The sequence below is a fragment of the Kitasatospora sp. NPDC050463 genome (genome assembly GCF_040655255.1).
Classification (GTDB): Bacteria; Actinomycetota; Actinomycetes; order Streptomycetales; family Streptomycetaceae; genus Kitasatospora.
The window spans coordinates 18,735-38,489 of sequence record NZ_JBFAJO010000013.1; the positions used below are offsets into that span (position 1 = coordinate 18,735).

16 protein-coding genes and 1 tRNA gene are annotated in these 19,755 nt (G+C 73.0%); 4 read left to right on the plus strand and 13 right to left on the minus strand.

All coding sequences use genetic code 11. The annotated features are described in order from the left end of the window. Positions 1–6 precede the first annotated feature (6 nt). The 3 genes from rpsG to AB0J08_RS10760 all read right to left on the minus strand — a co-directional run bounded on the left by rpsG (position 7) and on the right by AB0J08_RS10760 (position 1,905). Entirely contained in the window at positions 7–477 is a 471-nt protein-coding gene (rpsG, locus tag AB0J08_RS10750; RefSeq protein WP_148644378.1) for a 30S ribosomal protein S7, read from the minus strand. A 2-nt stretch (positions 478–479) separates the two neighbouring features. After that, positions 480–851, minus strand: coding sequence for a 30S ribosomal protein S12 (rpsL, locus tag AB0J08_RS10755; RefSeq protein WP_014144289.1), 372 nt, complete (start codon positions 849–851; stop codon positions 480–482). 481 nt (positions 852–1,332) lie between these two features. Next, positions 1,333–1,905 (minus strand): DUF1707 and DUF4190 domain-containing protein, encoded by a 573-nt coding sequence (locus AB0J08_RS10760; RefSeq protein WP_360630290.1) that lies wholly within the window; start codon positions 1,903–1,905, stop codon positions 1,333–1,335. A 239-nt stretch (positions 1,906–2,144) separates the two neighbouring features. Here AB0J08_RS10760 and AB0J08_RS10765 point away from each other — a divergent pair, with 239 nt between their 5' ends. The 4 genes from AB0J08_RS10765 (at position 2,145) to AB0J08_RS10780 (ending at position 7,244) form a co-directional block, all read left to right on the plus strand. Further along, a complete protein-coding gene (locus AB0J08_RS10765) occupies positions 2,145–2,951 on the plus strand; it encodes an ABC transporter ATP-binding protein (RefSeq protein ID WP_360630293.1) in 807 nt (268 codons plus the stop codon). Beyond that, on the plus strand, positions 2,948–4,588 hold the full coding sequence (locus AB0J08_RS10770) for a transporter (protein WP_360630296.1): 1,641 nt from the start codon (positions 2,948–2,950) through the stop codon (positions 4,586–4,588). Before AB0J08_RS10765 ends, AB0J08_RS10770 begins: the two co-directional genes overlap by 4 nt. Before the next feature lie 123 nt (positions 4,589–4,711). Next, positions 4,712–6,034, plus strand: coding sequence for a DUF2786 domain-containing protein (locus AB0J08_RS10775; protein ID WP_360630299.1), 1,323 nt, complete (start codon positions 4,712–4,714; stop codon positions 6,032–6,034). 109 nt (positions 6,035–6,143) lie between these two features. Then, the gene (locus AB0J08_RS10780; protein ID WP_360630302.1) at positions 6,144–7,244 is read left to right on the plus strand and encodes an ADP-ribosylglycohydrolase family protein; all 1,101 of its coding nucleotides are present in this window, start codon (positions 6,144–6,146) and stop codon (positions 7,242–7,244) included. A 111-nt stretch (positions 7,245–7,355) separates the two neighbouring features. Here AB0J08_RS10780 and AB0J08_RS10785 read toward each other — a convergent pair whose 3' ends face one another. The 10 genes from AB0J08_RS10785 to AB0J08_RS10830 all read right to left on the minus strand — a co-directional run bounded on the left by AB0J08_RS10785 (position 7,356) and on the right by AB0J08_RS10830 (position 19,686). Next, positions 7,356–8,714, minus strand: coding sequence for a serpin family protein (locus AB0J08_RS10785; RefSeq protein WP_360630305.1), 1,359 nt, complete (start codon positions 8,712–8,714; stop codon positions 7,356–7,358). Between the two features lie 53 nt (positions 8,715–8,767). Then, positions 8,768–9,766 carry an ADP-ribosylglycohydrolase family protein gene (locus tag AB0J08_RS10790; RefSeq protein ID WP_360630308.1) on the minus strand — a complete coding sequence of 333 codons (999 nt, stop codon included), beginning with the start codon at positions 9,764–9,766 and terminating at the stop codon, positions 8,768–8,770. Positions 9,767–9,774: 8 nt separating this feature from the next. Beyond that, complete coding sequence (locus AB0J08_RS10795) at positions 9,775–10,986, minus strand: cytochrome P450 (RefSeq protein ID WP_360630311.1); 1,212 nt, start codon at positions 10,984–10,986, stop codon at positions 9,775–9,777. Between the two features lie 98 nt (positions 10,987–11,084). Further along, positions 11,085–11,825: a Sir2 family NAD-dependent protein deacetylase gene (locus AB0J08_RS10800; protein ID WP_360630314.1), complete on the minus strand. Its 741-nt coding sequence runs from the start codon at positions 11,823–11,825 to the stop codon at positions 11,085–11,087. Between the two features lie 107 nt (positions 11,826–11,932). After that, positions 11,933–12,541, minus strand: coding sequence for a hypothetical protein (locus tag AB0J08_RS10805; RefSeq protein ID WP_360630317.1), 609 nt, complete (start codon positions 12,539–12,541; stop codon positions 11,933–11,935). A 141-nt stretch (positions 12,542–12,682) separates the two neighbouring features. Further along, entirely contained in the window at positions 12,683–13,372 is a 690-nt protein-coding gene (locus AB0J08_RS10810) for a response regulator transcription factor (protein ID WP_360630320.1), read from the minus strand. Then, complete coding sequence (locus tag AB0J08_RS10815) at positions 13,369–14,571, minus strand: sensor histidine kinase (protein WP_360630323.1); 1,203 nt, start codon at positions 14,569–14,571, stop codon at positions 13,369–13,371. Before AB0J08_RS10815 ends, AB0J08_RS10810 begins: the two co-directional genes overlap by 4 nt. 76 nt (positions 14,572–14,647) lie before the next feature. Further along, a complete protein-coding gene (locus AB0J08_RS10820; protein ID WP_360630326.1) occupies positions 14,648–15,316 on the minus strand; it encodes a hypothetical protein in 669 nt (222 codons plus the stop codon). A 181-nt stretch (positions 15,317–15,497) separates the two neighbouring features. After that, positions 15,498–15,571: transfer RNA gene (locus AB0J08_RS10825), tRNA-Met, on the minus strand. Positions 15,572–15,795: 224 nt separating this feature from the next. Next, positions 15,796–19,686: a DNA-directed RNA polymerase subunit beta' gene (locus AB0J08_RS10830; protein ID WP_360630329.1), complete on the minus strand. Its 3,891-nt coding sequence runs from the start codon at positions 19,684–19,686 to the stop codon at positions 15,796–15,798. Positions 19,687–19,755 lie beyond the last annotated feature (69 nt).

Sequence of the window (19,755 nt, forward strand, 5' to 3'; positions counted from 1 at the left end):
TTGGGACTACCAGCGGTAGTGCGCGAAGGCCTTGTTGGACTCGGCCATCTTGTGGGTGTCCTCACGACGCTTCACGGAAGCGCCCAGGCCGTTGCTGGCGTCGAGGATCTCGTTCATCAGGCGCTCGGTCATGGTCTTCTCGCGACGGGCGCGGGAGTAACCGACCATCCAGCGCAGCGCCAGGGTGCTGGCGCGGCCCGGACGGACCTCGACCGGAACCTGGTAGGTCGCGCCACCGACACGGCGGGACTTGACCTCGAGGGCCGGCTTGACGTTCTCCAGCGCGCGCTTCAGCGCCACGACGGGGTCCGAGCCGGTCTTCTCACGGACGCCCTCGAGGGCGCCGTAGACGATCCGCTCGGCGGTGGAACGCTTGCCGTGCAGCAGGATCTTGTTGACCAGCTGGGTGACGACGGGGGAGCCGTAAACCGGGTCGATGATGACCGGGCGCTTCGGGGCGGGGCCCTTACGAGGCATTCTTACTTCTCCTTCTTGGCGCCGTAGCGGCTGCGGGCCTGCTTGCGGTTCTTGACACCCTGGGTGTCGAGCGAACCGCGGATGATCTTGTAGCGGACACCAGGAAGGTCCTTCACACGACCACCGCGCACCAGCACGATGGAGTGCTCCTGCAGGTTGTGGCCCTCGCCCGGGATGTAAGCGGTGACCTCGATCCCGCTGGTGAGGCGCACACGGGCGACCTTACGAAGCGCCGAGTTCGGCTTCTTCGGGGTGGTCGTGTACACACGCGTGCAGACCCCGCGGCGCTGGGGCGAGCCCTTCAGCGCGGGAGTCTTGTTCTTCTCGACCTTGTCCTGCCGGCCCTTTCGGACCAGCTGCTGGATCGTAGGCACCGTTTCTCCGTTTTCTGTGTGCCAAGGCTTGGTGAAACTAACCTGCGGTGTCTCCATCGCACACGGCCCCGTGGTCGACCCACGCGGTCGGGTGTGTTGGGCTATTCCGACACGGAATCCCATGAGCTGATGTACAGCGACGGCGCTCAACGCGCGGAGCACTGAAAGGTGCTCCGGCTCGGCGCGGCGGCCGGTGTGCATGCACGCACAAGGACCCGGGGACACCCCAGGCACAAGGTCAGAGCGTACCTAGCGCATCGGGCTCGGTCAAAACAAATGCAACGCCGCAGGTCGCGGCCGTGGGCCAGGTGGCGCCGCGGTGTCCCGCGCACGGCCGCCCGGTGTCGAACCGTCCTCCTGCCGCTCTACCACACCCGGGCGGGCGCCGCCACCGGAGCGGGCGGCGCCCACCCGGGGCCGGGGCCGGGGCCGGGGCCGGCGTCAGGCGATCAGGCGATCAGGCGATCAGGCGATCAGGCGATCAGGCGATCAGGGCCAGCATCAGCAGGGTGTAGATCGCGCTCGCCAGGTAACCGAAGACCAGGCCGACCGTGGCCATCGTGTCGCCCTCCTCGTTGCGCTCCCGGATCTGGGCCTTGGCGATGTGGCCGGTGATCACGGCGGGCAGTCCCAGCCCCAACAGGCCGAGCACCATCGACGCCACGGCCGTGCCGTTGGTCGGCCGGGACGGCACCGGCGGGGGCGGCAGCAGGAAGGTCTGCGGCACCGGGTGGCCGACGGCCGTCATCGGTGCCATCGGCGTCACCATCGGACCGGAGGGCAGATCGGCCACCAGCCGGGCCAGCTCGCCGTACGTCTGCGCGGCGCTCGCCGCGTCGAAGCGCTGGCCGTACTCGTCGGCGGAGAGCCGGCCCTCGGCGAACGCGGCCTTCAGCACGTCGACGGTGCGGTCCCGGTCCGTGTGCGCAGCCCGCATCGCCGCCTGGGGCATCGGCGCGGGCTGCGCGTACGGCTGCGCATACGGCTTGGCCGGTACCTGGGGCGGCCGTCCTCCGTACCCGGGGCCCTGCTCGCCCCACGGTTGAACGGCCATCCGCCACCTCCGACACCCCGGCGCGCCGTGCGCGCTCACTGGCCTTCATAGTGCAGGACGAACAGGGGCCCTGAGTAGTTGCCACTTTCCCGGACCGGCCTCGGCGCACTTCGGCCGGGCCTGCGCACTCACCCGTTCGGCCCCGACCCATCGGTGATCGCCGATCCGGACGACAGCCCGCCCCGGGCAGTGGCAGGCTGGCCCGGACATTCACCCGTTCCCCAGCAGAGAAGGCCGCCATGCAGGCGTCAGCGCCGCCGCCGTTCCCAGTCCCCGCGTCCCCAACAGCATCCGCCGTCAGCATCCAGGGGCTGTGGAAACACTTCGGCAGCCAGGCGGCGGTCGCCGGGCTGAGCCTGGAGCTGCCGGCCGGCGCGTTCATCGGCCTGGTCGGCCCGAACGGCGCCGGCAAGACCACCACGCTGTCCATGGTCACCGGACTGCTCCGGCCCGACCAGGGCACCGTCCTGGTGCACGGCGCCGACGTCTGGGCCGACCCGGTCGCCGCCAAGGCCCGGATCGGCATCCTGCCCGAGGGCCTGCGGATGTTCGAGCGGCTCAGCGGCCGCGAACTGCTCCAGTACAACGGCCGGCTGCGCGGCCTGCCCGGTGCGGAGGTGGACCGCCGCGCCGAGGAGCTGCTGACCGTCCTGGACCTCGCCGGCCACGCCGACAAGCTGGTCGCCGACTACTCCACCGGCATGCGGAAGAAGATCGGCCTGGCCGCCGCGCTGCTGCACAATCCGGACGTGCTCTTCCTGGACGAGCCCTTCGAGGGCGTCGACCCGGTCTCCGCCCAGACCATCCGCGGCGTGCTCAAGCGCTACGCGGCGGCCGGCTCGACCGTGGTCTTCTCCAGCCACGTCATGGAGCTCGTCGAGCAGCTCTGCGACTGGGTCGCCGTGGTCAACGCCGGCCGGGTGATCGCCCAGGGCTCGCTGGACACCGTCCGCGGCGGGCGCAGCCTGCACGAGGCGTTCCTGGACCTGATCGGCGTCCGCGAGGACGACGGCCAGGCCCTCGACTGGCTCGGGGGCGAGCGGTGAGTGCCGCCCCCGCCGAGGCCCGCACCACCCGCACGCCCGTGCCGGACGGACGCGTCGTGGTCCGCACCCTCGTGTCGCTCAAGCTCCGGCTGCTCCGCAACGGCCTGCGGCGCAGCCGCGGGCGGGCGGTGCTCTACGTCGTCGGCGCGGTGGTCGGCCTGCTGTTCGCCGCGCTGGTCGCGCTCGCGATGGCCGTGTTGAACGGGCACCGCGGCGCCGGCGACGCGGGCGTGACGCTGGTCGGTGCCCTCACCATCAGCTGGGCGGCGCTGCCGCTCTTCCTCTTCTCCACCGACGAGAGCGCCGACCCGACCCGGCTCACCATGCTGCCGCTGCGCCCCGGCCCGCTGCTGCGCGGCTCGGTGCTGGCCGCGCTGATCGGCCCCGGACCGCTGATCGCCCTGGTCCTGCTCACCGGTGCGGCGCTGTCCGGCGCGAACGGCGCCGCCTCGGCCGTGGCCGCGGTGGTCGGAGTCCCGCTGGCGGTGCTCAGCCTGGTGACGCTCTCCCGAGCGGTCGCGGCGGGCAACGCCCGGCTGCTCTCCAGCCGGCGCGGCAAGGACTTCGCGATCTTCGGCGGGCTGCTCTTCGCGCTGCTGATCCAGGTCGCCAACGTCGGCTCGCAGAGCGTGTTCGGCAAGGCCGGGAAGGACGGCCTCGACCTCAGCCCGCTGGCACCGATCGCGTCGGTGCTGCGCTGGGTGCCGCCGGTCGCCGGGGTGGATGCCGGCCGCACCGCCGGCGAGGGCCGGTACGCGCTGGCGCTGCTCCAGCTGGCCTCGACGGCCGGCCTGCTGGTGCTGCTGCTGCGCTGGTGGCGCTCCAGCCTCCAGCAGCTGATGGTCACCGCCGACGCCTCCACCCTGGAGGTGGCGCGCGGCGTGCAGGCCTCGCGCAGCTGGGGGTTCCTGCCTGCGGGCCGGACCGGCGCGGTGATGCAGCGTCACCTGCGTTACGCCTGGCGGGAGCCGCGGGCCAAGGCCGCCGTCTTCACCAGCATCGGGATGACGCTGGTGATCTGCGTGCTCTCGGTGGTCCAGGGCTGGTCGAGCGTCTACCTGTTGGCCGCCACCGGGATGTTCCTCGGCCTGCAGATGCTCAACCTGTTCGGCATGGACGGCTCGGCGTTCTGGATGGTCGCCGCCACCCTGCTCACCCCCGCCGACGCCCGCGAGGAACTGCGCGGGCGGGCGTACGCGGTGCTCTCCTACGCGGTACCGGTCACCCTGGTACTGGCGCTGTTCCTGGCCGGTGTGACCGGTGACTGGGCCGGTCTGGCGCCGGCGCTCGGCCTGGCGCTCGGCCTGCTCGGCTGCGGCATCGCGATCGGCGCGGTGCTCAGTGTGCTGGCGCCGTACACCATGCCGGCCGACAGCAGCCCGATGCGCAACGCCGCCCCCGGTCAGGGCGGACTGGTGATGCTCAACAGCTTCGGCTCGATGTTCGGCGCCGCGCTGCTCAGCCTGCCGGTGACCGGCTACCTCGGCTGGGCGCTGCTCTCCGACGGCCCGGCCTGGCCGGTACTGCCGCTCGGCCCGCTGTACGGCGCGCTGATCGCCTTCCTCGGCATCCGGCTGGCCGCCGGCCGCCTGCTGGAGCGGGTCCCGGAGATCCTGGCCAAGGCCGTCGAGCGCTGACGGCCGCGCCCGGTCGAGCACCCGTGCGGGCGCCCGGTCCCCGTCGTCGGGGCCGGGCGCTCCGGCATCATGGGCGAAGGCCGTCCTGACCGCAGGACGGGCACGACGAGAGCAGGCGACACCGTGGGCAAGCGCAGCCAGCAGGGCGGGACCGGGGCGAACGGGAGCGCCGGACCGCTACTGGAGCAGGCGGTGCGGGCGGTGCTGACGGCGCCGGACGAGGGCCTGGACCTCGCGCTGGACACCGGGGCCTCGCTGCTGGCCGCCTCCCCCGGCCAGTGGCAGGCGGTGAGCCGGGCGCTGCTCGGGTACGCGGACACGGCGGTCGGGCGGTGCTGGTCGGCGGGCTGGCGGCCGGCGGACCTGGCCCGGGTGGTGCGGCGGGAGCTGAAGCCGGTGCACCTGGCGCTCGCGGTGGACCTGATCGCCGCCGAGAACCGGCGCCACCCGGCGGCCGCGACGGACCGGCGCTGGCAGGAGCAGCTGCGCGAGCTGGAGACCGAGGTGTGGTGGGAGGGCGACGAAACGTACCTGGGAGCGTTCGCCCACCGGCACCGGCTGGACCGGTTCGCGCTGGCCACGACCCTCCTGGAGCTGCTGCGCAGCTGGGGCCGGCTGCCCCCGATCGCCGCGGTCGGCCCGGCGCCCGGACAGGGCGGACCGGGCGGGCAGGCGCCCCGGGTGGAGCGGCGGGCGCAGGGGCCGGTACCGGGCGAGCCGCGGATGCTGTCCCGGGTCCGGGCGCTGCTGGCGAAGGCCGAGTCCACCGAGTACCCGGAGGAGGCCGAGGCGCTCACCGCCAAGGCCCAGCAGCTGATGGCCCAGCACAGCATCGACGAGGCGCTGCTGGCGGTCGGGGGCGAGGACCGCGACGCCCCGGCGGCGCTGCGGATCGGCGTGGACAACCCCTACGAGGTGCCGAAGACGATGCTGCTGGACGCGGTGGCGGCGGCGAACCGGTGCCGGGTGGTGTGGGCGAAGGAGTTCGGCTTCTGCACCATCATCGGCTTCGACGGCGATCTGGACGGCGTCGAGCTGCTGTACACCTCGCTGCTGGTGCAGGCGACGCACGCGATGAACAAGGCCGGTTCCCGCCAGCACCTGGACGGCGCCTCGCGCACCAAGGCGTTCCGGCACTCCTTCCTCGTCGCGTACGCGGCGCGGATCCGCGAGCGGCTGACCGCCGCGACCGAGCAGGCCACCAGCGACGCGGCGGCCGGCCGGCACCTGCGCGAGGACGGCACCGAGGCGCGGCTGGTGCCGGACGAGCGGCTGCTTCCGGCGCTGGCGGCCCGGACCGAGGCGGTCGACCAGCAGGTCGGGCGGATGTTCCCGAAGCTGGTCTCGCAGCGGGTCCGGGTGAGCGACGGCGAGGGCTGGGTGGCGGGCCGGGCGGCCGCCGACCGGGCCGCCCTGCACGGCCGGGCCGGGGAGATCCGGCGGTAGCGGCCGGGCCTGATAGAACGGACATCGTCAGGGCCGGTCCGGCCGGTCCGGCCGACCTCGGCCCGATCGGCCGGGCGGGCCCCAGAAGCAAGGGGGAGCGACGGTGGCGGTGACGGAGTCGGGGTACGCGGACCGGGTGCGCGGGGCGCTGCTCGGCGGGGGCGTCGGCGATGCCCTGGGCTGGCCGGTGGAGTTCCAGCAGCTGCACCAGATCCGGGAGCAGTACGGCCGGGCCGGGGTGACCGGGCTGCCGAGCGGCGGCCGGATCGCCGAGGTCACCGACGACACGCAGATGACGCTGTTCACCGCCGAGGGGCTGATCCGCGGCTTCGTCCGGGGCTGGTCGGGCGGCGGCGGCTCGGTGCCGGAGGCCGTCCACGGCGCCTACCGGCGCTGGCTGCTGACGCAGCAGCAGGGCGCGCCGGACCAGCGGCCGCTCCCCCGCCCGTACGACGGCTGGCTGCTGCGGCAGCCGTTCCTGTACGCGCGGCGGGCGCCCGGCAACGCCTGCCTGAGCGGGGTGTCGTACCACCCGGAGTTCCAGGCACCGGCGCCGTTCGGGCAGCCGGGGCCGATCAACGCGCACTCCAAGGGGTGCGGCACGGTGATGCGCTCGGCGCCGTTCGGGCTGGCCCGGCTGGGCGTCGAGCAGTCCTTCGGGCTGGCCGCGCAGTGCGCGCAGCTCACCCACGGGCACCCGACCGGCTATCTGGCGGCGGGCGCGTTCGCGGCCCTGGTCGAGCGGCTGGTGGACGGGGTCGAGCCGTGGACGGCGGTCGGGCAGGTCGTCGAGCAGACCCGGGACCTCCCGGCCTCCAAGGAGACCGTCCTGGCGCTGCACCGGGCGGTGCGGGTGGCCGAGGAGGCGGAGCCCTCGGCGGAGGCGGTGGAGCGGGTCGGACTCGGCTGGATCGCCGAGGAGTGCCTGGCGATCGCGGTGTACTGCCTGCTGGCCGCCGCGTCCGGGCCGGATCCGGCCCGGACGGCGCTGCTGCTGTCGGTGAACCACTCCGGGGACAGCGACTCCACCGGCGCGGTCTGCGGCAACCTGGTCGGCGCGGCGTACGGTGCGGCGGCCCTGCCGGCGGCCTGGACCGAGGCCGTCGAGGGCGGGGAGACGCTGCTGCGGGTGGCGGACGACCTGCTGGTGCTGTTCGGCAGCCGTGAGCCGACCCACCCGGCCCTCGGCGGGCGCTACCCGGCCTGGTGACCGGGCGCCGCGCGCCGGGCCCTCGCACCGCGTCACCGGGCCTCGCGTCACCGGGCCGCTGGGCCGCTGGGACACAGGCCCGGATGCGGACCCTGCGCGACGGTCAGCCGGTCAGCCGGCCTGCGGGTCGGCGACCTGCCCGAGGAAGAGCGGCCGGCCGCTGGCGGTGTCCCTGATCAGGAACAGGAACGGCCGGTCGATGTGCAGCTCGACGGCCTTCTGCGGGGCCGCCGCGCCCGCCGCCTCGATGCCGACACCGCTGCCGGCGGCGGCCACCGTACCCTCCTCGTCCACCTGGACGGTGGCCTTCTGCACCACCGTGCCGATCTTCAGCTGTTCGCCCGCCCCCGGTCCGGGGATGCCGCTGAGGTCGGCGGCGTCGAAGGCGGCGTTGACGCCGAGCGCGCGCAGGGCCGGCGTCAGCTCGTTGGCCGTGTCGAAGTGGAAGCGCGGCAGGGTGAGGTCGACCGGCCGCTCGGCGAGCGAGTCCAGGATCATCGTGAGCTGGGCCTGGTCCAGGCCCTTCCGGAAGGCCTCGAACCCGCCCTGCGCGGGCACCAGCAGGTCCATCGCCATCCCGCCGTCCGCGTAGCGGAGTTCGACGGCCTGCCAGGGCTCGCCGACGATACCGCCGGAGCCCTCGGCGTAGCGGAAGGTGCCGCGCTGCGCCATCGTGGCGACGGCGGGGGTCGAGCCGTCCAGGCGGTGGAACGGCCGGTCGGAGGTCTGCGCGGGCTTGAACGGGACGGCCCACTTCGCCTTCAGGTAGAGCGCGTCGGTGAGCGCCAGGCGGGTGTCCGGGTTGATCGCCTTCTCACCGAAGAGGTCCTTGATCCGGCCCTCGGTCGCCTTCTCGACCGCCGCGTTGACGGCCTTGCGGGCGCCCTGCGGGTCCTTGCGGAAGTCGGCGGTGTGCACGCCGGTGCCGAAGGCCGCGGCCAGGGTGGCCAGATAGCCCTGGTCGAGCGGGAAGCCCTGCTGGGCCCAGAGGTCGTCCGCCTGGCGCAGGGTCAGACCGGCGGTGGGCGGGGCGGGGCGGTTGAGGGCACCGGTGGCGAGGGCGTACTGCTGCGGGGTGAGCCCGGTGTGCAGGGCCTTGGCGAGTTCGTCGGTGGTCGTGCCGCGGGCCCCGGGCAGCACCATGGCGAGCACGGTGGCCAGACCGGACGGCGAGAGCACGAGGTTGCGGCCGGCCCCGTCGGGCGCGGCGGTGAGGGTGTGCAGCAGGTCCAGGCCGAAGGCGCTGGTGGCGGCGGCGGTCGCCGAGACCTGGGCCGGGTCGGCGGGGGGCGCGGAGGTGGGCGCGGAGGCCCGGACGACGACCGGGTCGGCGGCGCCCGTGCTGCCGCAGCCGGTGAACAGCGGTGCGGCGAGCACGGCGGCGAGGAACGGGGCGAGGAACGGGGCGAGGAACGGGGCCGCCGACCGGCGGCTGGTGCGGCTGCGGGTGCTGCGAGTGCGGCTCGTCATGGCGGTTCGACGCGGCCGGCGCCCGGGCGGTTCCCGGCTCCCGCGCCGCGCCGTCAGTCCCAGAGGGCGCCGAGCGCGAGCAGCTCGTCCCGGTACTCGATCCGCTCGACCCAGTCCGCCGGCCAGGCCGACGCGCCCAGGTGCGCGCCGGCGAAGGCGCCGGTCAGGCAGGCGATGGAGTCGGAGTCGCCGGAGGAGTACGCGGCCCGGCGCACGGCCGCGACCGGGTCGTCCGGCAGCAGCAGGAAGCAGAGCAGGCCGGTGGCGAGCGCCTCCTCGGCGATCCAGCCCTCGCCGGTGGCCAGGCACGGGTCCGCCTCGACGTCGGGTGCGGCGAGCGCCGCGTCCAGCCGGTCGAGGACACCGAGGCAGTCGTCCCAGCCGCGGGAGATGAAGTGCTCCGGCGAGGGGTCCTGGGCATGCCGCGCGAGGTCGCCGAGCCAGAACTCGTCGTACCGGGTGCGGCTGGCCAGCGCGTACGCCCGCAGTTCGGCGGGCAGCCCGGCCGGCGGCAGGCCCTCGGTGAGCCTGCGGACCGCGTACGCGGTGAGGTCGCTGGCCGCGAGCGCGGTGGGGTGGCCGTGGGTGAGGGCGGACTGCAGCTGGGCGGCCCCGGAGAGCTGGCGCGGGCTCAGCTCCTTGACCAGGCCGATCGGGGCGACCCGCATGTTGGCACCGCAGCCCTTGGAGCCGACGTCGCTCGCCTCCTGCCAGCGTCGGCCGTCACTGAGCCGGTAGCAGGAGCGCAGGCAGGTCATCCCGGGCGCGCGGTTGTTCTCCGGTGACCGCCACCAGTCGACGAACTCCTCGCGCAGCGGGCGCTCCAGGCGCAGCGGCCCGAGCGGCCCGCGCTCCAGGGCGGTGCGCAGGGCGCGGCCGAGGGCGAGCGCCATCTGGGTGTCGTCGGTGACCAGCGCCTTCCGGGCGAGCGGGAGCTGCCGCCAGTTCGGCCCCTGGTAGGCGGCGATCATCTCGATCGTGTGGAACTCGGTCAGCCGCCCCAGCGCGTCCCCGATCGCCAGGCCCAGCAGCGTGCCCGTCGCCTTGCCCACGACTCCCCCTAGATCTCGACCAGCAGTTCCTCCAGCCCCCGGATCACGTAGCCCGGGCGCCACTCGGGCTCGCGGACCAGCCGCAGGCCGGGCGCCCGGCGCAGCAGAGCGCCGTAGGACTCGGTGAGCTCCAGTCTGGCGAGCGGAGCGCCGAGACAGAAGTGGATTCCGGCGCCGAAGGTGATGTGCGGGTTGTCGGCCCGGCCGAGGTCGAGCCGGTCGGGGTCGGCGAAGCGGACCGGATCCCGGTTGGCGGAGCCGAAGAGCAGTGCGACCTCGGAGCCGCGCGGAACGGTGACGCCGCGGATCTCGATGTCCTCCAGCACCCAGCGCTCGAACATCTGCAGCGGGGTGTCCCAGCGCATCAGCTCCTCGACGGCGGTGGGCAGCAGTTCGTCCACCGAGCCGCGCAGCCGGGCGAGTTCGCCGGGGTTGCGGAACAGCGCCCACCAGCCGTTGCCGGTGGTGTTGACGGTCGCCTCGTGGCCGGCGTTCAGCAGCAGCACGCAGGTGGAGATCATCTCCTGCTCGCTGAGCGCGTCGGCGCCCTCCTGGGCCTGGATCAGCGCGCTGATCAGGTCGGAGCCGGGCCGGTCCCGGCGCGCGCGGATCAGGGCGCGCAGGTACTCCGAGAACTCGGTGCTCGCGGTGACGGCCCGGCGGGCGGCCTCCTCGGTCGGGTTGAGCTCGAACATGCCGGTGATGTCGGCGGACCACGGCCGCAGGAGGTGCCGGTCGCTCTCCGGTACGCCCAGCATCTCAGCGATGACCGCGACCGGGAGCGGCTCGGCGACGGCGGCGATCAGGTCGCCGCCGCCCGCCGCGAGCAGCCCGTCCACGAGGTCTGCGGCGAGCCGCCGGACGGTCGGACGCAGCCCCTCGACCATCCGCGGGGTGAAGGCCTTGGAGACCAGCCGCCGGATCCGGGTGTGGTCGGGCGCCTCCAGGTCGAGCAGCCCGTGGTCGTTGAGCGTGTGGAACGGCTCGTGCGCCGGGTCGGGCGCGGGCCGGCCGAACTCCTCGTGGGTGAAGCGGTGGGTGTACGTCCGCCCCAGCCGCCGGTCCCGCAGCAGCGCGCTGACGTCCTCGTGGCGCGACACCAGCCACTGGCCGGTCGGCTCGTAGTACGTCACCGGGGCGTGCTCGCGCAGCTCGGTGTACGCGTCGTAGGGGTGTGCCACGAACGCCGCCGACCAGGGGTCGAACTTCGTCGTCGTCATCGATCGATCACTCCTGGCCGTGAGGGGGGAGCCGGGTGATCAGCGTACGCACGCGGTCCGCCCGGTCCAGGAGCGTACGGCCCCCGGGCCCGTCCTGCCTAGGCGTGCTCTGCCACCAGCTTGCGGACCAGGGCCGGGAGCGCGGTGGAGATCGGCTCGCGGATCACCTCGTCCGCCACCTCGTCGAACGGTGTGGGCTCGCCGTTGACGACGACCAGCCGGGCACCGGACTCCCGTGCGATCTGCGGGAGGGCGGCCACCGGGTACACCTGGAGGCTGGTCCCGACGGCGACGAACAGGTCGCAGGCCCGGGCCACCGCGTCGGCCTGCTGGAGCACCGCCGGGTCGAGTGCCTCGCCGAACATCACCGTGCGGGGCTTGAGCACGCCGCCGCAGCCTCGGCAGGCCGGGTCCGGCTCGCCGGCGGCGACGCGCTCCAGCACCCCGGCCATCGGGCCGACGTCGTGGCAGCTCACGCACTCCACCTCCCGCGCGGTGCCGTGCAGTTCGAGCACCTTGCGGGCGGGCAGTCCGGCCCGCTGGTGCAGGCCGTCCACGTTCTGGGTGAGCACCCGCACCGGCAGCCCGCTGCGCTCCAGCTCGACCAGCGCGAGGTGTCCGGCGTTCGGCTCGGCGGTCAGCGCGCCCGCGTCCCGGCGCAGCAGCCAGGCCCGGCGGCGGACGTCCGGATCGGCCAGGTAGGGGCCGATGGTGACGAGCTCCTGGGCCTGCGGATCGCGCTGCCAGAGGCCGCTCGGGCCGCGGTAGTCGGGGATGCCGGAGTCGGTGGAGATCCCGGCACCGGTCAGAACGGCGATCAGCGGGCGCTTGGCGGTCATGCCCGGGACGGTACGGGCCCGCCGCCGCGCGCCGCCACCGAGATTCCGGCGCGGCGGCCCCGGCGGGCCGAGCGCCCCGCCCCGGGCCCCGGCGGCCGGGCTCCCGCTCAGACCGCGACCGGCCGGCGCGGCCCGCCGAGTCCGGCCAGCGGTGCCAGCGCCGCCAGGTAGAGCGCGGCGGCCGCCGGGATCAGGGCCAGGTCGACGGCCGTCATGGCCGTACCGGCCAGCATCAGTACCGGGCTCCACCAGCGCAGCGCCCGGTTCGCACCGGCGGAGGCGGCGACCAGCAGCGCCAGCAGGCCGACGTAGAACAGCAGCGGCCCCACCGAGTAGAAGGCCGGCAGCACGCCCGGCCGGCTCTGGATGCTGTCGAACAGCCGGTGCTGATCGGCCTTGTCCTGCGCGACCGCCCCCACGTACAGGTCGATCCCGATCTGCACCACCGAGGCGGCCAGGCCCGCGAAGGCCGCCCCCGCGGCCGCGTTCGCGGCGATCCGGCCGCCGGGACGGCGCGGCGCGAGCAACCCGCGCAGCGCGGCGAGCACCGGGCCGAACAGCAGCAGTCCCGCCAGCATCAGGGTGTGGCCGACCGTCCAGCCGGGGCCGGGCTCCCGTGAGCCCGCCAGCAGCCGGACACCGCCGTACAGCGCCATCAGGACCGGGGCGCCGACGGCGGCGATCGGGGTGAGGCGGTCGAGCCTGGTGAAGGTCATGGGTGTGCTCCGCTCCGCGAGTTCGTTGACGACACCACGGATGCTGTCCGCCGAGCGCGTCGTCGCGGATCACCCGCACCGGCGATACCACCGTCTCCCCCGCGTGGGGGAGACGTCCCGCCCGCTCCCGCCGGGACGCGGTCAGCCCTCGCCCGCGACGACCGCCCCGGCCTCGTAGGCGAACACCACCGCGTGCACCCGGTCCCGCAGCCCCAGCTTGCTCAGCACATTGCTGACGTGCGTCTTCACGGTGTGCTCGCTGACCACCAGCTCGGCGGCGATCTCCGCGTTGGAGAGCCCGCGGGCCAGCAGCCGCAGCGTCTCCTGCTCCCGCAGGGTCAGCTGTTCCAGCAGCCGGGACGGTGCCCGTACGCCCTGCGCCGGCGGCTTGGCCCCGCCCGGGCGGCGGGCGGCGAACTCACCGATCAGCCGGCGGGTCACCGAGGGCGCCAGCAGCGCCTCGCCCGAGGCGACCATCCGCACCCCGTGCGCCAGGTCGTCCCGGCGGACGTCCTTGAGCAGGAACCCGCTCGCCCCCGCGTAGAGCGCGTCGAAGACGTAGTCGTCGATGTCGAAGGTGGTCAGCATGATCACCTTGGTGTCCGGGTACTCCGCGCAGACCCGGCGGGCCGCCTCCAGGCCGTCCATCACCGGCATCCGGACGTCCAGCAGCAGCACGTCCGGACCGTGCTCGCGCACCGCCTCGACGGCCTCGGCGCCGTCGCGGGCCTCCGCGACCACCTCGATGTCCGGCTGCGCGTCCAGGATCATCCCGAACCCGGCCCGCACCAGCTCCTGGTCGTCCGCGACGACCACCCGGATCGGCTTCACCGGCCCACCTTCTCCCTCGACACGCCCTCGCCCGCCGGCAGCCGGGCGCTCACCACGAAGCCGTTCCCCTCCGGCCCGGGCCCGGCCTCGGCCCGTCCGCCGCAGGCCGCGGCCCGCTCCCGGATCCCGACCAGCCCGCGCCCGCCGGACCAGTCGCTCACCGTGCGGTCCACCTGGTGGCGCACTCCGCGCCCGTTGTCGGACACCAGGACCTCCAGCACCTCGCCCGCGCGGACCACCCGCACGGCCGCCCGGTCCGCCCCCGAGTGCTTGACCGTGTTGGTCAGCGCCTCCTGCACGATCCGGTAGGCGGCCGCCTCGACGTCGGCGGGCAGCGGGCCGAGCGAACCGTCCAGGTCCAGTCGCACCCGCAGCCCGGCCCCGCGCACCCGCTCGACGAGGCCCGCGAGCTCGGCCAGTCGCGGTTGCGGCGCCAGCTCCGGTGCCGCGCCGTCCTCCTTCAGCACCCCGAGCACCCGGCGCAGCTGCACCATGGCGTCCCGGCCGGAGTCGGCGATGGTGTCGAAGGTCCTGATCGCCCGCTCCGGGTCCTTGTGCACCACCAGCGGGCCGGCCTCCGCCTGGATCACCATCAGCGACACGGCGTGCGCGAGGATGTCGTGCATCTCCCGGGCGATCCGGCCCCGCTCCTCGGCGACCGCGCGCGCCGCGTCGCTGGCCGCCCGCCGCCCGGCCTCCCGGGCGCGCTCCGCCTCCACCTGGGCCAGCCGGCGCAGTTCCCGCACCAGTGAGCCGAAGACGAACGCGCCGACCGAGGTCAGCAGGGAGAACAGCATGCCGTTGGGCGAGCGGGTCCCCACCACGTTGGCCGCCACCACCACGGCCAGGACCGCCCAGCGCTGCCAGTCCCGCGCGCGCTCGGCCACCGTGTAGACGCTGATCACCGCGTACAGCGGCAGCTGCGGCATCACCGGGTGCGCGACCACCGAGAGCACCGCCGAGACCCCGCCGCTGACGGCCATCACGGTGACCGGGGCCCGCCGCCGCCAGGGCAGCGGCAGCGCGGTGCCCAGCGCCAGCAGATACACCCACCAGGGCCGGGCGACGTCGTCGTGGTACACCGACCAGAGCGAGATCCCGGCCGAGCCGACCGCCAGCAGGCCGTCCAGCACATAGGGGCTCACCCCGGCGAACCACGTCCGCCAGGCCCGCCCCGGTGCGAACCGGTCCCCGTCCACCTGCCCCCCGTACCCGGGGACGCCTCCCCCGCGGAGAAGATCATGCCCTACCGGCAGCACCGTGGGCACCGGCCCGTCAGACACTGCCGACCGTCACTCCACCCGTCTCCGTCCGCGCCGTGATGCTGCGCACCGCACCGGGCCCGCGGGGCACCTCCACCGAGACGCCGCCCGTGCCGGCGCTCGCGTCCACCGCGTACGCCTCCCCCGCCGGCACCCGGACCCGGACCCCGCCGGTCTCCGCCCGGGCCTCCACCGTGTTCGGGCTCCCCGCGAACGAGGCCTCGATGCCACCCGTGCCGGTGCTCAGCCGCACCACCGGCGAGGTCAGCCCGCTAGCCTCCACCCCGCCGGTGCCGACCTTCACCTCCACCTCACCGGCCAGCCCGGACAGCCGCACCCCGCCGGTCTCCGAGCTGACCCGCACCCGCGTGCCGGCCGGCACCTCCACCTCGTACCCGACGCCGCAGTCGTCGCAGTCGTAGCGCAGCGTCAGGGTGCCGTCCTCGACCTCGTGGCTGCTCCGCGGCGCCGCACCCTGGTAGCGCTGGTGCTCGGTGACCTTCACCGCGTCCCCGCCGCCGCGGACGGTGATCCCGCCGATCGCTCCCTCGATCACCAGCACCCGCACCGGCTCGCCGACGCCGTAGTCGACGTCCCGCCGCTCCTCGTCGTCCAGCAGACAGCCGGACATCCCGAACAGCACCGCCCCGGTGATCGCCATCGCCCCCAGTACCCGCTTCATGCCGGCTCCCCTCCACGTCCGTTCCTCCGACGCCGAGAAGCCTCCCCCGGCTCCCCCGCCCACCACCTCGCCCGGTCGGGCGGTTTCCCCGGCTCCCCCGCACGAGGGAGCCGAGGAGCCGAGGAGCCGAGGGAAACGCCGAAGGGCCCGGAGGCTGATTGCCTCCGGGCCCTTCGATTTGTAGCGGGGACAGGATTTGAACCTGCGACCTCTGGGTTATGAGCCCAGCGAGCTACCGAGCTGCTCCACCCCGCGTCGGTAAACACGACTCTACGCGACTTCCGCCAGGGAACCTAATCCGTTCGGCTCCCAGCCTGGGGGCCCCGCGGGCGGGCTCTGCGGGGAGAGCGCGAGCCGTGGCCGCCTGGCGCCCCCGAAGGCCCTGGGAAGGCCGCCGGGACGCCCCACGGCCCCCGGAACGCCGCCGGGCGGCCACCCCGTGAATGGGGTGACCGCCCGGCGGTTCGGTGACCGTGGACTCAGCCGGTGTACGGGCCGTAGTCGTAGTCGTCCAGCGGGACCGCCTGGCCGGAGCCGGCGCCGAAGGGCGACAGGTCGTAGTCGTCGTAGCCGACGGCCGAGTACATCGCGGCCTTGGCCTCCTCGGTCGGCTCGACCCGGATGTTGCGGTAGCGGGGCAGACCCGTACCGGCCGGGATGAGCTTACCGAGGATGACGTTCTCCTTGAGGCCCAGCAGCGGGTCCGACTTGGCGTGGATCGCCGCGTCGGTGAGGACCCGGGTCGTCTCCTGGAAGGAGGCGGCCGACAGCCAGGACTCGGTGGCCAGCGAGGCCTTGGTGATACCCATCAGCTGCGGACGGCCGGAGGCGGGGTGACCGCCCTCGGAGACCACACGACGGTTCTCGGTCTCGAAGCGGCCACGCTCGACGAGCTCGCCCGGAAGCAGCTCGGCGTCGCCCGACTCGATGATCGTCACGCGGCGGAGCATCTGCCGGATGATGATCTCGATGTGCTTGTCGTGGATCGACACGCCCTGCGAGTTGTAGACCTTCTGGACCTCGGCGACCAGGTGGATCTGGACGGCACGCTGGCCCATGATCCGCAGCACGTCGTGCGGGTTGGTGGCACCCATGGTCAGCTTCTGGCCGACCTCGACCGCCTCGCCCTCGCTGACGAGCAGCTTCACACGCTTCGAGACCGGGTAGGCGATCTCGTCGGTGCCGTCGTCCGGCGTGACGACCAGCTTGCGGGTCTTCTCGGTGTCCTCGATGCGGACCCGGCCCTGCGCCTCCGAGATCGGGGCCACACCCTTGGGGGTACGGGCCTCGAAGAGCTCGACGACACGGGGCAGACCCTGCGTGATGTCGTCACCGGCCACACCACCGGTGTGGAAGGTACGCATGGTCAGCTGGGTACCGGGCTCACCGATGGACTGGGCGGCGATGATGCCGACCGCCTCACCGATGTCGACCAGCTTGCCGGTGGCCAGCGAGCGGCCGTAGCAGAAGGCACAGGTGCCGACGGCCGACTCACAGGTCAGGATCGAGCGGGTCTTGACCTCGCTGATGCCGTGGCGGATCAGCTCGTCGATCAGCACGTCACCGAGGTCGGTGTTGGCGGTGGCAAGGAGCTTGCCGTCCACCGTGATGTCCTCGGCGAGCATGCGGGCGTAGACGCTGGTCTCGACGTCGTCCGTCTTGCGCAGGACGCCGTTCTCGACCGTGCCGATCGCCAGCTTGAGGCCGCGCTCGGTGCCGCAGTCCTCCTCGCGGATGATGACGTCCTGCGAGACGTCGACCAGACGACGGGTGAGGTACCCGGAGTCGGCAGTACGCAGGGCGGTGTCGGCCAGACCCTTACGGGCACCGTGGGTCGAGATGAAGTACTCGAGAACGGTGAGGCCCTCACGGAACGACGCCTTGATGGGACGGGGAATCGTCTCGTTCTTGGCGTTCGACACCAGACCACGCATACCGGCGATCTGACGCATCTGCATCATGTTTCCACGAGCACCCGAGTCGACCATCATGAAGATGGGGTTCGTCTTCGGGAAGTTCGCGTTCATGGCCTCGGCGACCTCGTTGGTCGCCTGGGTCCAGATGCCGATGAGCTCCTGCTTGCGCTCGTCGTTGGTGATCAGGCCGCGCTCGTACTGACGCTGGACCTTCTCCGCCTTCGCCTCGTAGCCCTCGAGGATCTGGGGCTTGCTCGGCGGGACGACGACGTCGGAGATCGAGACGGTGACACCCGAGCGGGTCGCCCAGTGGAAGCCGGACGCCTTCAGGTTGTCCAGGGTCGCCGCGACGACGACCTTGGGGTAGCGCTCCGCCAGGTCGTTGACGATCGCGGAGAGCTGCTTCTTGCCCACCTCGTAGTCGACGAACGGGTAGTCCTCGGGCAGCAGCTCGTTGAAGAGCGCACGGCCCAGGGTGGTCTGCAGGCGGAAGGACTCGCCCTCGAACCAGTTCGACTGACCGTCCTCGTCGACCGGCGGGGTCCAGCCACGGGGCGGGACGGTGCCGATCGGCAGGCGGATGTCGATGACGGCCTGGACGTCCAGCTCCTTGGCGTCGAAGGCCATGACGGCCTCGGCGGTCGAGGAGAAGGAACGGCCGGCGCCCTTGACGTTCTCGCGGTCCGAGGTGAGGAAGAACAGACCGAGCACCATGTCCTGGGTCGGCATGGTGACGGGGCGACCGTCGGCCGGCTTCAGGATGTTGTTCGAGGACAGCATCAGGATGCGGGCCTCGGCCTGCGCCTCCGCGGAGAGCGGCAGGTGGACGGCCATCTGGTCACCGTCGAAGTCCGCGTTGAACGCGGTGCAGACGAGCGGGTGGATCTGGATGGCCTTGCCCTCGACCAGCTGCGGCTCGAAGGCCTGGATGCCGAGGCGGTGCAGGGTGGGCGCACGGTTCAGCAGCACCGGGTGCTCGGCGATGACCTCTTCGAGCACGTCCCACACGACCGGGCGGGCACGCTCGACCATGCGCTTGGCCGACTTGATGTTCTGCGCGTGGTTGAGGTCCACCAGGCGCTTCATCACGAACGGCTTGAAGAGCTCCAGCGCCATGGCCTTCGGCAGACCGCACTGGTGCAGCTTGAGCTGCGGGCCGACGACGATGACCGAACGGGCCGAGTAGTCGACTCGCTTGCCGAGCAGGTTCTGACGGAAACGACCCTGCTTGCCCTTCAGCATGTCGCTGAGGGACTTCAGCGGGCGGTTGCCGGGGCCCGTGACCGGGCGACCACGACGGCCGTTGTCGAACAGCGCGTCGACGGCCTCCTGGAGCATGCGCTTCTCGTTGTTCACGATGATCTCGGGGGCACCGAGATCGAGGAGGCGCTTCAGGCGGTTGTTGCGGTTGATCACGCGGCGGTACAGGTCGTTCAGGTCGGAGGTCGCGAAGCGCCCACCGTCCAGCTGCACCATCGGACGCAGGTCCGGCGGGATGACCGGGACGCAGTCCAGCACCATGCCGTTGGGCTTGTTGGTGGTCTGCAGGAACGCGGAGACGACCTTGAGGCGCTTCAGCGCACGGGTCTTCTTCTGGCCCTTGCCGGTGCGGATGATCTCGCGCAGGCGCTCGGACTCCTCCGCCAGGTCGAAGGTCTCGAGGCGGTCCTTGAGGGCCGCCGCGCCCATCGAGCCGGAGAAGTAGGTGCCGAAGCGGTCGCGCAGCTCGCGGTAGAGCAGCTCGTCGCCCTCGAGGTCCTGGACCTTGAGGTTCTTGAAGCGGGCCCACACCTCGTCGAGGCGGTCGAGCTCGCGCTGCGCGCGGTCGCGCAGCTGCTTCATCTCGCGCTCGGCACCCTCGCGCACCTTGCGGCGCACGTCGGCCTTGGCGCCCTCGGCCTCCAGCTCGGCCAGGTCGGTCTCGGCCTTCTTGGCCCGGGCCTCGAGGTCGGAGTCGCGGCGGTTCTCGATCTGCTGGCGCTCGACCGAGACGTGCGCCTCCAGGGACGGGAGGTCGCGCTGGCGGCGCTCGTCGTCGACCCAGGTGATCATGTAGGCGGCGAAGTAGATGACCTTCTCGAGGTCCTTCGGCGCCAGGTCGAGCAGGTAGCCCAGGCGGGACGGGACACCCTTGAAGTACCAGATGTGGGTGACCGGAGCGGCCAGCTCGATGTGGCCCATCCGCTCACGGCGCACCTTGGCGCGGGTCACCTCGACGCCGCAGCGCTCACAGATGATGCCCTTGAAGCGGACGCGCTTGTACTTGCCGCAGTAGCACTCCCAGTCCCGGGTCGGACCGAAGATCTTCTCGCAGAAGAGCCCGTCCTTTTCCGGCTTCAGGGTGCGGTAGTTGATGGTCTCCGGCTTCTTGACCTCGCCGTGCGACCACTGGCGGATGTCGTCGGCGGTGGCCAGGCCGATGCGGAGCTCGTCGAAGAAGTTGACGTCAAGCACTGGTCGTCAAGCCCTCTTTCGTAAGTCGAGAGTCGTTCATGTGGTCTGAGGGGGGCCTGGGGGCGGGCC

Bases quoted from the DNA above. Each gene is read 5' to 3' on its own strand.
- rpsG (WP_148644378.1), bottom strand. From the start codon at position 477: ATGCCTCGTAAGGGCCCCGCCCCGAAGCGCCCGGTCATCATCGACCCG.
- AB0J08_RS10760 (WP_360630290.1), bottom strand. From the start codon at position 1,905: ATGGCCGTTCAACCGTGGGGCGAGCAGGGCCCCGGGTACGGAGGACGG.
- AB0J08_RS10765 (WP_360630293.1), top strand. From the start codon at position 2,145: ATGCAGGCGTCAGCGCCGCCGCCGTTCCCAGTCCCCGCGTCCCCAACA.
- AB0J08_RS10785 (WP_360630305.1), bottom strand. From the start codon at position 8,714: ATGACGAGCCGCACTCGCAGCACCCGCAGCCGCACCAGCCGCCGGTCG.
- AB0J08_RS10795 (WP_360630311.1), bottom strand. From the start codon at position 10,986: ATGACGACGACGAAGTTCGACCCCTGGTCGGCGGCGTTCGTGGCACAC.
- AB0J08_RS10800 (WP_360630314.1), bottom strand. From the start codon at position 11,825: ATGACCGCCAAGCGCCCGCTGATCGCCGTTCTGACCGGTGCCGGGATC.
- AB0J08_RS10805 (WP_360630317.1), bottom strand. From the start codon at position 12,541: ATGACCTTCACCAGGCTCGACCGCCTCACCCCGATCGCCGCCGTCGGC.
- AB0J08_RS10820 (WP_360630326.1), bottom strand. From the start codon at position 15,316: ATGAAGCGGGTACTGGGGGCGATGGCGATCACCGGGGCGGTGCTGTTC.